General features: G+C 57.9%; 12 protein-coding genes. 7 read left to right on the forward strand and 5 right to left on the reverse strand.

Features of this window, described 5'->3' with window-relative positions; translation table 11 throughout:
- Positions 1–102: 102 nt before the first annotated feature.
- Positions 103–1191, reverse strand: coding sequence for a cupin domain-containing protein (locus DHN60_RS00355; RefSeq protein ID WP_108835859.1), 1089 nt, complete (start codon positions 1189–1191; stop codon positions 103–105).
- Between the two features lie 198 nt (positions 1192–1389).
- On the opposite strand from DHN60_RS00355, the gene DHN60_RS00360 reads away from it, so the two are divergent.
- From DHN60_RS00360 to DHN60_RS00370, 3 genes are all read left to right on the forward strand, one after another.
- Entirely contained in the window at positions 1390–3663 is a 2274-nt protein-coding gene (locus tag DHN60_RS00360; RefSeq protein WP_108835295.1) for an NADP-dependent malic enzyme, read from the forward strand.
- 166 nt (positions 3664–3829) lie between these two features.
- Positions 3830–4087: a hypothetical protein gene (locus DHN60_RS00365; protein WP_108835296.1), complete on the forward strand. Its 258-nt coding sequence runs from the start codon at positions 3830–3832 to the stop codon at positions 4085–4087.
- 95 nt (positions 4088–4182) lie between these two features.
- Complete coding sequence (locus DHN60_RS00370) at positions 4183–6075, forward strand: AMP-binding protein (protein ID WP_108835297.1); 1893 nt, start codon at positions 4183–4185, stop codon at positions 6073–6075.
- 1 nt (position 6076) lies between these two features.
- Here DHN60_RS00370 and DHN60_RS00375 read toward each other — a convergent pair whose 3' ends face one another.
- A complete protein-coding gene (locus DHN60_RS00375) occupies positions 6077–6280 on the reverse strand; it encodes a hypothetical protein (RefSeq protein ID WP_108835298.1) in 204 nt (67 codons plus the stop codon).
- 98 nt (positions 6281–6378) lie between these two features.
- Between DHN60_RS00375 and DHN60_RS00380 the strand changes: the two genes are divergently transcribed.
- Positions 6379–6993, forward strand: a complete 615-nt coding sequence (locus tag DHN60_RS00380; RefSeq protein ID WP_108835299.1) for a VPLPA-CTERM sorting domain-containing protein — start codon at positions 6379–6381, stop codon at positions 6991–6993.
- Positions 6994–7015: 22 nt separating this feature from the next.
- On the opposite strand, the gene DHN60_RS00385 is transcribed toward DHN60_RS00380, so the two are convergent.
- Complete coding sequence (locus DHN60_RS00385; protein WP_108835300.1) at positions 7016–8377, reverse strand: sensor histidine kinase; 1362 nt, start codon at positions 8375–8377, stop codon at positions 7016–7018.
- Positions 8374–9048: a response regulator transcription factor gene (locus DHN60_RS00390; protein ID WP_108835301.1), complete on the reverse strand. Its 675-nt coding sequence runs from the start codon at positions 9046–9048 to the stop codon at positions 8374–8376. The genes DHN60_RS00385 and DHN60_RS00390 overlap by 4 nt, the downstream gene beginning before the upstream one ends.
- 138 nt (positions 9049–9186) lie before the next feature.
- On the opposite strand from DHN60_RS00390, the gene DHN60_RS00395 reads away from it, so the two are divergent.
- From DHN60_RS00395 to DHN60_RS00405, 3 genes are all read left to right on the forward strand, one after another.
- Entirely contained in the window at positions 9187–10293 is a 1107-nt protein-coding gene (locus DHN60_RS00395; RefSeq protein ID WP_108835302.1) for a tricarboxylate transporter, read from the forward strand.
- A gap of 69 nt (positions 10294–10362) precedes the next feature.
- Positions 10363–12390: a tripartite tricarboxylate transporter permease gene (locus tag DHN60_RS00400; RefSeq protein ID WP_108835303.1), complete on the forward strand. Its 2028-nt coding sequence runs from the start codon at positions 10363–10365 to the stop codon at positions 12388–12390.
- Positions 12387–13475, forward strand: a complete 1089-nt coding sequence (locus DHN60_RS00405) for a 4-oxalomesaconate tautomerase (RefSeq protein WP_108835304.1) — start codon at positions 12387–12389, stop codon at positions 13473–13475. Before DHN60_RS00400 ends, DHN60_RS00405 begins: the two co-directional genes overlap by 4 nt.
- Here the strand turns inward: DHN60_RS00405 and DHN60_RS00410 are convergent.
- The gene (locus DHN60_RS00410) at positions 13472–14146 is read right to left on the reverse strand and encodes a transporter substrate-binding domain-containing protein (protein WP_159089065.1); all 675 of its coding nucleotides are present in this window, start codon (positions 14144–14146) and stop codon (positions 13472–13474) included. The genes DHN60_RS00405 and DHN60_RS00410 overlap by 4 nt on opposite strands.
- Between the last annotated feature and the right edge of the window lie 10 nt (positions 14147–14156).

Here is a 14156-nt window from a genome sequence, read left to right on the forward strand (position 1 = left end):
CCAAAATCGGGTCGATGCAGGATTTGTGGCGAAGGTCGCGGTGTTTCCGATCACCTTCGCCAACCTGACCCAGCACAGTCGTTCGCGCCGTTCGGGAAACTCTTATGCAGGTTGTGCGTCTTCGGTCTTAAAAATGCCTGGCAGCGAAACCTCCAACAATTCGAGATCGCTGGATGGATCAGCATAGCGCACAGCCAGTCCCGGCGGGATCACGAATGCATCGCCGGGGGCAAGGTCGACCGGGTCGCGCTGGTCGGCCTCAAGACGCATGCTGCCCTCCATCACAAAAGTGAACAGGATGTCACTGTCATGGGTGCTCCATGTCGATGGCCCTTCGGCGCGCCGGGCGACGTGCACACCCGCAACCCCCTGAGTGCCATCCGAAATCCCCGTGTCACGCCCCTCAAAGCCAGCGAGACGAAAGGGTGTCCACGTTGCCTCATTGACCCGGTGATGGACAAACCGCTGGCCCTGAAAACGCCGATCCGGGTTGGCAGGTCCATTGGGCAGGGTCATGTCATGATCGATGGTGGTGATATGCTCCGCTGGGACGCCGATCTCGATCACCTCGATATTGTCGCTGGCAAAAAGCACACGATGCCGGATTTCAGGGGGCTGGATAACACAACACCCTTCCTCAAGGCGGAAAGGTTCGCCCTGATCTTCGTAGACCAGATCAACCCAGCCCTTATAACAAAAGATGAGTTGAAACCCGACCGTGTGGTAGTGAACGACATCTGGGACTGGGCCGCCATCGGGAATACGGATGTGGCTGGCGATAATCGATCCGCCAAGCCGGTCAGGAATGAGATCGCGGTAGTGCATACCGGCCCGTCCAATAACCCAAGGGGCTTGGTCGGCCAGACGACGGACAACGAAACTGTGGGCCGTTTCCGGCATCTGAAGAACTGGGTTCAAATCGCAGACATCAACACGCGTGCCACCCGGCGACGTGAATGAGCGTTCATCAAAACTGTCCGGATCATCTGTCGCAATGCGCAACGTGCCAGTTGGCGCATCTGTTCCAGCCTCCAGACGCAGGCGCACTCCAAGGCCCGAAAATACGGCCACGGAGGGATTATCTGCAGGAAAAATCGTATCCATCCGCATGCCCAACCGCTTGGTGAAAAACGCAATGTCTTCCCGCAGATTGGATGTGGCCAGACAGACTTCGGCTTGTGTTCCGCCCATAAATGCCCCCTTCTTCATGCAAAGCTAACTCTGGGAACAGTGTGGATGCAATCCGCGCTGGGGGCAAAGCCTCTAAAAATGTTGTGGGCGCAGCCCGCATCGGGATCAGTTTCTTTGCCCCGCAAGAAAAGGTGAATTGTTGGGTTGAAAAAAATAGTTTAACGCTAAACCAAATTGGGAACTCCCGGGGGGGAACAGATGTCAGATCAACCAAGTTTGCGGCAGGCCGCGCTCGACTACCACGAATTTCCCAAGCCAGGAAAACTGGAAATCCGCGCAACCAAGCCGATGGCAAACGGGCGCGATCTGGCGCGGGCCTATTCTCCCGGTGTTGCTGAGGCTTGTCTGGAGATCAAGGATGACCCGGCAAATGCGTCCCGCTTTACGGCACGCGGCAATCTGGTGGGTGTGGTCAGCAACGGCTCCGCCGTCCTCGGTCTGGGCAATATCGGCGCGCTTGCTTCCAAACCGGTGATGGAGGGCAAAGCAGTCCTGTTTAAGAAATTCGCCTCGATTGACTGTTTCGACATCGAAGTGAACGAGACTGACCCTGAGAAACTCGCCGATATCGTCTGCGCGCTGGAACCCACCTTCGGAGCGATCAACCTTGAAGACATCAAGGCGCCTGACTGTTTCATCGTGGAAAAACTGTGTCGTGAGCGCATGAACATCCCAGTGTTCCATGACGATCAACACGGAACTGCCATCGTGGTCGGGGCGGCAGTCAAAAATGCCCTGCACGTTGCCGGTAAAGCATTCGAGGACATCAAGATCGTTTCGACCGGCGGCGGGGCTGCTGGAATTGCCTGCCTGAACATGCTGCTGAAAATGGGTGTCAAACGTGAAAACGTCTGGCTGTGTGACATCCACGGTCTGGTCTTTGAGGGGCGCGAGGTGGATATGAATCCGGCCAAGGCAGCCTTTGCACAAGCGTCTGACAAACGCACTCTGGACGACGTGATTGATGATGCCGATTTGTTTTTAGGCCTATCTGGCCCCGGCGTGTTGAAGCCGGAACATGTGGCCAAAATGGCAAAACGCCCCATCATATTTGCACTTGCTAATCCGACGCCCGAAATCCTGCCTGATCTGTGCCGCGAGGTTGCCCCGGATGCGATCATCGCCACAGGTCGCAGCGATTTTCCCAATCAGGTCAACAACGTGCTCTGTTTTCCATTCATCTTCCGTGGAGCGCTGGATGTCGGGGCAACGACGATCAATGACGAAATGGAACTGGCCTGTATTGATGGAATCGCGGCCCTTGCCCGCGCGACCACCAGTGCCGAGGCAGCTGCCGCCTATCAGGGTGAACAACTGACTTTTGGTGCGGACTATCTGATTCCCAAACCGTTCGATCCCCGCCTTGTCGGCGTCGTCAGCTCTGCAGTGGCGCGCGCGGCTATGGAAACAGGCGTTGCCACCCGGCCGATAGAAGATCTTGAGGCCTACAAGGTGAAATTGGATGGTTCTGTTTTCAAATCCGCACTTCTGATGCGCCCAGTTTTTGAGGCGGCACGTGCCAAGACGCGGCGCATCGTGTTTGCCGAGGGCGAGGATGAACGGGTGCTGCGCGCTGCGCAGGCCATGATCGAAGAGACCACCGAAACACCAATCCTCATCGGACGGCCCGAGGTGATTGAGGCCCGGATTGAACGGGCTGGTCTGAACCTTGAACTGGGCAAGAATTTCGAACTGGTGAACCCGGAAAACGATCCCCGCTATCGCGACTATTGGGAAACCTATCACGAATTGATGTGCCGCCGTGGTGTCTCACCAGACATCGCGCGCGCGGTTATGCGCACGAACACAACTGCCATCGGGGCTGTGATGGTCCACAGGGACGAGGCCGACTCGCTGATTTGCGGCACGTTTGGTGAATTCCGCTGGCACCTTAACTATGTCACACAGGTGCTGGGGCGCGAAGGGCACAACCCCGTTGGTGCGCTGTCGATGATGATCCTTGAAGACGGTCCGCTGTTTATCGCCGACACCCAGGTTCATCTGCATCCCGAACCCGACAAGATCGTGGAAATCGCCGTTGGCGCGGCCCGCCATGTCCGACGTTTTGGGATCGAACCGCGGATTGCGTTCTGCTCGCAATCCCAGTTTGGAAATCAAGGGGATGGCTCAGGTTGGCGTATGCGCGAGGCCGTACGTCTGCTCGACGCGCAAGGCCATGACTTCTGTTATGAGGGCGAAATGAACGTCGACACCGCCCTTGATCCGCAATTGCGTGCGCGCCAGTTCCCGGCCAACCGGATGGAAGGGGCGGCCAACGTTCTGGTCTTTGCCCATGCCGATGCGGCGTCGGGTGTGCGCAACATCCTGAAAATGAAGGGTGGGGGGCTCGAGGTTGGTCCGATCCTCATGGGCATGGGAAACCGGGTACATATCGTCAGCCCATCAATCACGGCACGCGGGTTGTTGAACATGTCGGCGGTGGCTGGCACGCCAGTGACGCACTACGGATAACGTGCTCTGGCAGGAGGGCGGGAATGACACCCAGCCCCCCTGTCGTGTTTTTGAAAATTGCCGCGGTGCCCGGGTGCAAACCTATCTTATCGCGCTATATCTAACGGTGTTGCTTCGATTTTGCGCCACCGAATACTGATTTAGAACCCTTCACGGAGAGTGACCAATGACCCGGTTCATCCCACTTCTCATCGTCGTATTCGGCCTGTCTGCCTGCGCCCAAACGGTTGGCGAAATAGAAGGCACGTTTGTCTACAATGGCCAAAGCTACCGATCGGTTGAACGCCAGTTTGTTTCGAACGATCGCAGCTATTCGCGTCGGTACATATCCGTCGGAGCCCGAAGCGTGAGTTGTTCAGCGACGGATGATCTAGATTGCAATGCCGCCATCCGTGAAACCCGCGATCGCCCGTTCGATCCGTAGTGTAAATTTTGCACGACTGTTGGCGCTCACACCCCTTGCCCCTCCCCCCTAGGGGGGCGTAATCCTCAACCTTAGTAACGTCGGGGAGGAAGACCATGGGCTATCGCGCGGAGTATGACAGCTGGAAAGCGGACCCGGAGGCGTGGTGGATGAATGCCGCGCAAGCGATCGACTGGGTAACCCCGCCAACCCAAGCGCTGTTTGATCGCGGCGACCACCTTTACGAATGGTTTGCTGACGCAGAGGTCAACACCTGCTGGAATGCCGTTGACCGGCATGTTGAAGCCGGGCGCGGTGAACAGGTTGCGATCATTTACGATAGCCCCATCACCGGCTCCGCCTCTAAAACGACGTATGCCGAATTGCAGACCCAAGTCGCGTCTTTGGCCGGTGCCTTGGCTGCCAAGGGCGTCGGGCTGGGTGATCGCGTCATTATCTACATGCCGATGGTGCCCGAAGCCCTTGTGGCAATGCTGGCCTGCGCCCGTCTGGGCGCTGTGCATTCCGTGGTCTTTGGCGGTTTTGCCGCCAACGAATTGGCGGTGCGCATCGACGATTGCGCCCCCAAGGCGATCATTGCCGCCTCATGCGGGATCGAGCCGGGCCGCGTGGTGGCTTATAAACCCCTGCTGGACGGCGCCATTGAACTGGCCGAGCACACTCCGGACGTTTGCGTGATCCTTCAAAGGGAACAAAGCCCCTGTGATCTTGGACCGCTGGACGTCGATTGGCATGATTTTCAGGCAGGCGTCGCACCGGCCCCTTGTGTTCCGGTTCCCGGCAATCATCCGGCTTATATCCTTTACACCTCTGGCACCACGGGCGCGCCCAAAGGCGTTGTCCGTCCCACCGCTGGCCATCTGGTCGCGCTCAATTGGACCATGAAGAATATCTATCAGGTCGATCCGGGCGAAGTGTTCTGGGCGGCTTCTGATGTCGGTTGGGTCGTTGGACACTCCTACATCTGTTATGCGCCGCTGATCCACGGCAACACGACGATTGTGTTCGAGGGTAAGCCCATCGGGACACCCGATGCCGGGACATTTTGGCGCGTGATCGCTGAACATGACGTCAAATCTTTCTTTACGGCACCGACGGCGATCCGCGCGGTAAAACGCGAAGATCCCAAGGGCCTTGAGCTCAAAAAACATGACATCTCTGGCCTGCGTGCCTTGTATCTGGCAGGCGAGAGGGCCGATCCGGATACGATTGAGTGGGCGCAAAACCTGCTGGGCGTGCCAGTGTACGATCACTGGTGGCAAACCGAAACGGGTTACACCATCGCTGGAAACCCTGCCGGGCTTGAGGCTTTGCCGGTCAAAATCGGTTCCCCCACGGTCGCAATGCCGGGCTACGACGTTCAGATCCTCGATGAGGCCGGCCATCCTGTCAAAGCCGGTACGCTTGGCGCAATCGCCATCAAACTGCCGCTGCCCCCTGGCACCCTGCCGACGCTTTGGAACGCCGAGGCGCGGTTCAAGTCGTCCTACTTGAACGCCTTTCCCGGTTACTATGAGACTGGGGATGCCGGGATGATGGATGAAGACGGGTACCTCTACATCATGGCGCGCACGGATGACGTCATTAACGTAGCAGGGCACCGTCTGAGCACGGGTGCCATGGAAGAGGTCCTTGCCGGGCACCCGGACGTGGCCGAATGCGCCGTGGTTGGGGTGTCTGACCCGCTCAAAGGGCAGGCACCGCTTGGCCTTCTCTGTCTGACCAAGGGGGTGAACCGCCCCCATGATGAGATCCGCGCAGAATGTGTGAAGCGGGTACGCGAACAGATTGGGCCGGTGGCTGCGTTCAAGTTGGCGCTGGTTGTCGACCGTTTGCCCAAGACCCGTTCAGGTAAAATCCTGCGCGCAACCGTAGTCAAGATTGCCGACAACGAAGCATTCAAGATGCCCGCAACCATTGATGATCCAGCTATTCTGGACGAGATCAGGGACGCGTTGCAAACCATTGGGTTGGCCAAGGGCGTTTGAATTAGAGCAGGGCCAAGCGATAGCTTAGCGCGAAACCCACGGCCGGGTGGGTTTCGCAGGCGTCGATTGAACCCATAATTTTCCCGAGTTTAAGAACCACACTGCGCATATCCGCAGTGGCACACGCCTTTGTGCGCCAGCCCCAATGATTTAAATCAATTTGCCACAAGATCGCCTTGGTTGTGCCGCCCTTGAGCCAAAACACCGAGCAATTTGGAGGGCGCTGGGTCGTACGTTCAACTGTGCGGGACTGTGGGGGTATTTGAGTTTTGTGATCGCGAATGGCGGTCAAAGGGAACGAAAATGAAAGTAGTCAAAACGCTCGCTGCCGCGACGATCATGGCATTTGTTACCTTGACGGCTGCGCAAGCTGCCACCGTGATCAACCAAGCATCTGGGCTTGCCGACCCGGACACGCTGATTACCTTTGATGAAGGTGCGCTTGCAGACAGGACATCTGTCTCGAACCAGTTCGATGGGGTCTCCTTTTCTGCAGGCATACAGATAAATACTTTTACTTATCCGTTTCCAAACGTACCCGGTCGGAACCTGAGAAATTTTTCCCCAATAGCAGGCACGTTTTCGATTTTCTTCGATGCCGATGTCACGGACGCGACATTCTCAATGATCACAAACACAGGAATATCGTCCTTTACTGCATTGCTGGACGGCGAAGAGGTTGAAACGTTCCGGGGCCTGACAAGGGTGAACTCGGCTTTGAATTTCTTTGGCTTTGCCGATATTCTGTTCGACGAAATCCGCATAGCAGTCGGTGGTTTCAACTCTGCGATGTTGCTCGATAATCTCGCCTACAACGTTGAAATCCCGCCCACAGTGCCAATGCCAGCAAGTCTGCCACTGATGTTGGGTGGGCTGGGCGCCTTTGGTGTGATGAGGGCCCGGCGCAAGAACGCCTAACGGCTTTAACCTCAGGCACGCATTACGACAGAGGCAAAGCCACCTGTATCGCAGCACCCCCATTGTGATCCAAAATACGCAACCGCCCGCCGTGGTTTTCCGCGACCCTGAGCGCAATAGGCAGGCCCAGCCCTGAACCCGCTCCGCCTCCGGCCTGTGCAAAGCGGCTTATGGCGGCGAGACGTTTGTCGGCTGGAATGCCGACGCCATCGTCAATCACGTTCAGAACGGCCATGCCGTCAATTGTCCTCAATGAAAGGGTAATGGTCGTCACGTCTGGACCACCGTGTGTTGTGGCGTTGGTTAACAAGTTGAGAATGGCCTCGTGCAACATCACGGCCTCACCTCGCACAACGACCGGATCGTTGGGCAGGTCATAGACAAGTCTGGCGGCTCCGTCCCCGGCAGCGGTGATGTAAGTTGCACCGACTTGTTGGATCAGCGCGCTCAGGTCGAGGGGTTCACCGGACTGGCGCATGTCGGTCCCGCTTGCCCGTTCAAAGGACAACAGCTTGTTTGTGAGCGCGCTCGCCTCTCGGGCAGCCTGCACCAACTCAGCGCTGCGTTCCTGTGCTGCGTCGGGGTTGGGCGCGTTCTGTACAGCTTCGGCCAATGCCAACACACCGGCGACTGGATTGCGTAGCTGATGCGCCGCGTTCGAGATGAACTCGTCCTTTGAACTGATCCGCCGCGATATCCGGTCGAGCAGGCTGTTGAGTGTTCGGACAAGGCCCTGGGCCTCGACCGGGACGGGCCGCTGGATTGGTTCCAGTTCGGTCGGGGTGCGTTTGGCGATTGCGCTTTCGAGGTCCACAAGTGGGCGCAGGCCCAACCCCACCCCGAACCAGACGACCACAGCGACGCAGAGAACCAGCAGGGCGATTACGCCAAAGGATCGGCTAAGCACGTCGCGCACAAAATAACTGCGCACCTGAGCACTTTGCCAAACAGTAATGTTGAACACGCCGGCAATGCCGCTAACCACGGTAACATCTTGGAACCGTAAGACACGGACGTCTTCGCCCTGATACCGCCCATCATAAAAGAACGGTTCGGTCAGGGTTTCGGACGCTTCGGGCGGCAGGATTGGCGGCGTTGAATAGCCCGTCACAAACACGCCGTCCGGGGCGTAGACGTGATAGAACAGTTCACCCCCTGACGTGTCGTTGACCAGCGCCCGCGTTCCCGGGCTGAGTGCGTCACCATCCGACACAGCCACATCGCGCGAGATCGCGAGTGCCGCGGATAACAGACCACGATCAAAAATGTTTGCGGCGCGCTGGGTCGTATTGCGGAACTGCCATGCTGCAGCCACCAACGCGATCACCAACAGCGGCGTCAAGATGATCAGGATCAGGCGGGCGCGCAGGGAATTGAGTTTCATGCCTCGTTCCCAACAAGCATTTGGTACCCAAGCCCGCGCCGGGTGCGGATTATGATGCCATAGGGCTTCAGGCGGCCGCGCAACCGCGAGGCATAGACTTCGACCACCGTTTCTTCGGCATCCGCGCCCACGCCATAGACATGATCCAGAACAAGGGACTTGGACACGGTGCGCCCTTCGGCCAGCAACAGGCACTCAAAAACAGACAACTCGCGCCGGGGGATGTCCAACTCAACCCCGTCCGAAAACAACTGGCGCGCGCTGGCATCATAGTCCAGTGCCCCGATGCTGCGCAGATGTTGCTGGGGCACGATGCGGCGGCGCAGAAGGGCGCGCACCCGCGCCTCCAGCTCTGCCATCTCGAAGGGTTTGATCAGGTAGTCGTCCGCACCCGCATCCAAACCGCGCACCCGGTCGTCGGTATCGGCGCGCGCGGTCAACAGGATGACGGGCCGCGCATCGCCACGCTTGCGCATGTCCGACAGCAAGGTCAGACCGTCTGTGCCGGGTAGGTTGATGTCGAGAATGACCAGATCCGCGCCATCATCCTTCAGATAGGATTGCGCCGCACTGCCGTCATGCAGCGTGTTCACCGCATGCCCGGCATCCTCAAGGCGATAGCTGATACCCTTGGCGAGGCTGATGTTATCTTCGACCAGAGTGATGCGCATTCTATGTATTTTTGCCCCTGCAAGCCTAACGCAAGGTTCGCAGGTCAAGACAGGGACATCAACAGGGGCGGACACCCCTGTACGATTCTATTCAAAGCCCCTTTGGGAGAAGGGGTTTTACATAACCGGGAGGAACATATGTCCACTTTCAAAACCACGCGTCGCGTGGCCATGAGCCTTATGGCCACGGCAGCCGCAACATTCGCCACATCTGCATATGCGGGTGGCCATGGCATTGATCTGGAAGGCAAAACTGTTGAATGGATCATCCCATTCTCCGAAACTGGCGGATCGGCCAAATGGGCGAACTTCTACGCGCCTCTGCTGTCCGAAGCGCTGCCAGGCCAGCCCACAGTCGTTGTGAAATTCATGCCCGGTGCGGGTTCGACCAAAGGCGCGAACTTCTTTCAGGAACAGAAATATGAAGACGGAACGCTGATCTTCGGCTCGTCCGGCTCTACGCAGTTCCCTTTCCTGCTTGGCGATCCACGGGTCAAATTTGACTACGCCGACTGGAACGTTGTTCTGGCCTCCGGCACAGGTGGCGTTGCATATCTGCCGCCAGAGCTGGCAGAGAAAATGGACGGCATGGATGCCTCCGGCCTTCAGGGCGAAGACTTCATCTACGGCAACCAAGGCGCCACCCGTCTGGACCTCGTGCCAACGCTGGCATGGGAAATGCTGGGCCTGAATGTTGAGTCCGTCATGGGCATCAAAGGTCGCGGCGATGGCCGTCTGATGTTTGAACGCGGCGAAGCCAACATCGACTATCAGACATCCTCGTCTTATCTGTCCGGCGTCACTCCGCTGGTCGAGGCGGGCACAGCTGTGCCAATGATGACTTGGGGTGCGTTGGATGACGCTGGCGATATCGTGCGTGACCCAACATTCCCTGACATCCCAACCTTCAAGGAAGTTTGTGATGCGACCCCTGCATGCGAAACATCCGGCGAAAAGTGGGATGCATGGAAAGCCTTCTTCATTGCCGGTTTCCCAGCGCAAAAGATGGTATTCCTGCCAAATGGCGCCAGCACCGATGCGATTGTGACGTACACAAAAGCCTTTGAAGACGTCAAAGCACGCGCAGATTTCGCTGAAATCTCTGGCAAGCGTCTGGGCAAGTACCCACAAATGACTGGCGATGCCGCGGCGACAGCCAAGGCAAGTGCGACTCAAGTGTCGCCCGAAGCAAAAGAGTTCATCGTGAACTGGCTTCAGGAAAAGTACGGCGTGTCGCTGAACTAAGCCTTTGCTTTTTGAACACCCCGCTGGAAACGGCGGGGTGTTTTTCCAAGTAAAGGGGAGGGCGGCGTCATGGAAGTCATCATGGAGGCCTTGCCAGCGTTCGGCGACGCATGGGGTTTGATCCTGCAGCCGATTGTGCTGGGATATTTGGTTCTTGGTGTTGTGATGGGGCTGTGCATTGGGGTGTTCCCGGGCCTTGGCGGCATCGCTGGACTGTCTCTTTTGCTGCCGTTCATGTTCGGAATGGACCCTGTCTTGGGCCTTGCCCTGATGATCGGTATGGTGGCCGTTGTGCCGACATCCGATACATTCGCATCAGTCCTGATGGGGATACCGGGGTCTTCTGCATCGCAGGCCACTGTGTTGGACGGCTTTCCCATGGCTAAGAAAGGGATGGCGGCGCGGGCCCTTTCAGCGGCTTTTGCCTCGTCTCTGTTCGGCGGGCTTGTGGGGGCCAGTTTCCTCACAATCTTTATTCTGATCGCGCGGCCCATCGTGCTGGAGTTCCGCACGCCTGAGCTGTTGATGATCACCATTTTTGGCCTGTCCATGGTGGGTATCCTTGCGGGCCGTGTCGCGATCAAGGGCATCGTGGCCGCAGGGCTTGGCATGTTGATCGGCACGATTGGTGAAGGTGCATCGTCAGGTGATCTGCGCATGTCGTCCTATGACTTTCCCTACCTCACGGACGGTTTGAAACTGGTCATCGTCGGCCTTGGCATCTTTGCCATTCCCGAAATCATTTCGCTGCTGCGCAAAGACCGGGCCATTTCGGATCAGCCGCAACTGGGCGGTGGCTGGATCGTGGGCGTGCGGGACTGGTTTGCCAATATCTGGCTGTCGATGCGCTGTTCTATCATCGGGGTGGTCGTGGGTGTGATCCCTGGTTTGGGAGGGTCCGTGGTGGATTGGATTGCCTATGGTCATGCGGTGCAAACCACGCCGGACAAGTCCAACTTTGGCAAAGGCGAAGTGCGCGGCGTGATTGGGCCGGAAAGCTCGAACAACGCCAAAGAGGGTGGGGGACTGGTGCCCACGCTTCTGTTCGGCATCCCCGGTTCTGGTTCAATGGCGATCTTTATCGGGGCCATCGCGCTCTTGGGCTCTGGTCAGATCGAAGTCGGCCCGGCCATGCTCAAGAACAACCTCGACATCACCTATGCCATCGTGTGGCTGCTGGCCTTGGCCAACGTCGTGGGCACTGTGATTTGCATCGCGGCCTCGGGCGGTATTGCAAAGCTGACGACGATCCGCTTCGTTTTGCTTGCTCCATTCCTGTTCATGATCATCAGCTTTGCTGCGTTCCAGTCGGGACAAAACCTGATGGACCTCGTCGCACTGTTCGCCATCGGGTTCCTCGGTATCCTGATGCGCCGTTTTGACTGGTCGCGTCCGGCCTTCCTGATCGGGTTCGTGCTGTCCAACCCGGCAGAGACCTATGCCAACCAGGCCGTGCAGATCGCAAGCTCGCGTTTCCGCAAGAGCTTTGGCGAAGGGATCGAGTACATGTTTACGCCGATCGTCATTGTTTTGCTGATCATCACAGTGCTGTCGGTCGTCATCGGGTTGCGTCAGGCCAAACACATCATGGCCGAAGGCGACGTGAAATCCGGCTCAAAACGTGCCCCTTTCGTCTTCATGCTACTGGTCACAGGCTACATCGCCTATGCGTTCTACGATGCTGCCTCGATCCCGTCATTCAGCCGGGACAGGACGTTCCCGATGTTTGTGGCCGGTGTAAGCCTCGTTGGGTGCGTGGCGCTGATCATCCGAATGATGCTTAAACCAGAAACGGACGTCATGTTTGCTGACCGCGAACGTGAGGGGGATGACGCCGAAGCCACCCATGGCCTCTGGCCAACGTTGGGATGGTTTGCGGCTCTGTTGGTGTTGACGTCCTTGCTGGGATTTATTCTTGCGCTGGCGGTATTCCTCTTCAGCTTCATGTTAATGCGCGCGCGTCTGAGTGCACCAATGGCGGCGGGATACACGGCAGCCGGCATCATGTTCATGTGCACGATGGCGTGGCTGTTGAACCGCGACTTCCCGCCCGGTTTGCTGCAGGAATACGTTGATCTGCCTTGGCCGCTGACATGACGCAAACGGCAATCCCATTTGTGTTCATGCGCGGCGGCACGTCGCGTGGGCCATATATGAACCGCGCTGATCTGCCCGAAGATATTGAGACCTTGGCCAAGGTGCTGGTCGCCATTGTGGGATCGGGCCACCCCATCAACATTGACGGAATTGGGGGCGGTGTTGCTGTTACGACCAAAGTCGCCATGCTGTCGCGCTCTGAGGATGACTGGGCGGATGTCGATTACTTCTTTGCCCAAGTCAGCGTGGACGACGCCCAGGTTGATTTCAAACCGACCTGTGGGAACATCCTGTCTGGTGTCGGCCCTGCCGCAATTGAAATGGGCCTTGTCGCAGCACAGGATGGCGAAACACCCGTCAACATCCGCGCTGTCAATACAGAGGCCCGCGTGGCTGCCGTGGTCCAGACGCCGGGTGGCGTGGTGAACTATGAGGGGGACGCACAAATAGATGGCGTGCCCGGAACCGCTGCACCGGTCGCATTGCAATTCATGGAAACTGTTGGCGGCGTGACGGGGGCTTTCCTGCCCACGGGCAACCTCGTGGATGATATCGACGGGATCAACGTCACGTGCATGGACGTGGCCATGCCGATGGTCATCGCGCGGGCATCCGACTTTGGACTGACGGGGTATGAGTCTGCCGCTGAACTGGACGAAAACACTGACTTCTTTGCGCGGATGGAGGCTGTGCGCATCAAGGCGGGTGCGCTGATGGGGATGGGGGACGTGACCAAATCGGTCACGCCCAAGTTTGGACTGCTGGCCCCGGCAAAAGAAGGGGGCACCATCGCGACCCGATATTTTATGCCATGGCGCACGCATCCGACTATGGCAGTGACAGGCGCGCAGTGCCTTGCCTCTTGTGTGCTGACCCCCGGCACAGTGGCGGATGGGCTTGCAGCCAAGCCCAATGAAACGCCTGTGACGATCACGCTGGAACATGCAAGCGGGCAGATCGACGTGTTGGTGGACTATGATCAGACTGATGTCGGTTTCGAGATCAAGTCGGCAGGCCTTGTTCGCACCGCGCGCAAGCTGGCTGCTGGAGAAGTATTCGTGCCGGCATCCGTTTGGGGCGGCTAGCTGTTCGCCTTTACAAAACCGCTGTCGATGGCCCGCTCAACGAACGCATCTAATGCCGCAAGCCGTGGATCGTCGCGGCGGGGAAGCACCATGGCTTGACGCACGGACGTCAAAGCGCCCGGTAGCAAACGCACGTTCGTGTCACCTTCAAAAAACCCTTCGAGCGACTGTCGTACCCCGGCAACGGCATCACAACGTCCGTCACGGAATGCTGCAAAACTGTCGGGCGGCGTGCCGAACCGTTCCAGCGTGGCCTGCTGTAAGGTGTCGGTCAGGTACATGTCATAGGCTGACCCTTTGGCGGTGAGCACTTGCACGCCTGCACGGTCAACGTCCTCAATTTGTTGAAAGGGCGCATCCGCGCGAACCGCATAGGTCGCCTCGATCACGATATAGGGTCGGGTAAATGCGATCTTTTCGGCGCGTGTTGGATCAATGGCCAGAAACCCCACGTCCCAAACGTCGCGTTCAGCATCCGCAAAGACTTTGCCCGCGCCCTCATAGATCACATGCTGCAGACGCCCCCCGATTTCATCTGCAAGGCGCCGGGCGAGGGTCGGGCTTATGCCACGCAACAGCGCGCCATCCTGCTGCACCAACGCACGATTGCCGGTGTTGATGGCCACCCGCAAAACGCCGTCTCTTGCAAGGCTAGTGAGGTCGTTTGTCATAATATCCACC

The sequence above is a fragment of the Tateyamaria sp. Alg231-49 genome (genome assembly GCF_900143535.1).
GTDB lineage: Bacteria > Pseudomonadota > Alphaproteobacteria > Rhodobacterales > Rhodobacteraceae > Tateyamaria.

What these genes read in the sequence shown, in the direction of transcription:
- DHN60_RS00390 (WP_108835301.1), bottom strand. Translation starts at nt 9,048, where the DNA reads ATGCGCATCACTCTGGTCGAAGATAACATCAGCCTCGCCAAGGGTATC.
- DHN60_RS00380 (WP_108835299.1), top strand. Translation starts at nt 6,379, where the DNA reads ATGAAAGTAGTCAAAACGCTCGCTGCCGCGACGATCATGGCATTTGTT.
- DHN60_RS00370 (WP_108835297.1), top strand. Translation starts at nt 4,183, where the DNA reads ATGGGCTATCGCGCGGAGTATGACAGCTGGAAAGCGGACCCGGAGGCG.
- DHN60_RS00410 (WP_159089065.1), bottom strand. Translation starts at nt 14,146, where the DNA reads ATGACAAACGACCTCACTAGCCTTGCAAGAGACGGCGTTTTGCGGGTG.
- DHN60_RS00365 (WP_108835296.1), top strand. Translation starts at nt 3,830, where the DNA reads ATGACCCGGTTCATCCCACTTCTCATCGTCGTATTCGGCCTGTCTGCC.
- DHN60_RS00355 (WP_108835859.1), bottom strand. Translation starts at nt 1,191, where the DNA reads ATGGGCGGAACACAAGCCGAAGTCTGTCTGGCCACATCCAATCTGCGG.
- DHN60_RS00385 (WP_108835300.1), bottom strand. Translation starts at nt 8,377, where the DNA reads ATGAAACTCAATTCCCTGCGCGCCCGCCTGATCCTGATCATCTTGACG.
- DHN60_RS00400 (WP_108835303.1), top strand. Translation starts at nt 10,363, where the DNA reads ATGGAAGTCATCATGGAGGCCTTGCCAGCGTTCGGCGACGCATGGGGT.
- DHN60_RS00360 (WP_108835295.1), top strand. Translation starts at nt 1,390, where the DNA reads ATGTCAGATCAACCAAGTTTGCGGCAGGCCGCGCTCGACTACCACGAA.
- DHN60_RS00405 (WP_108835304.1), top strand. Translation starts at nt 12,387, where the DNA reads ATGACGCAAACGGCAATCCCATTTGTGTTCATGCGCGGCGGCACGTCG.
- DHN60_RS00395 (WP_108835302.1), top strand. Translation starts at nt 9,187, where the DNA reads ATGTCCACTTTCAAAACCACGCGTCGCGTGGCCATGAGCCTTATGGCC.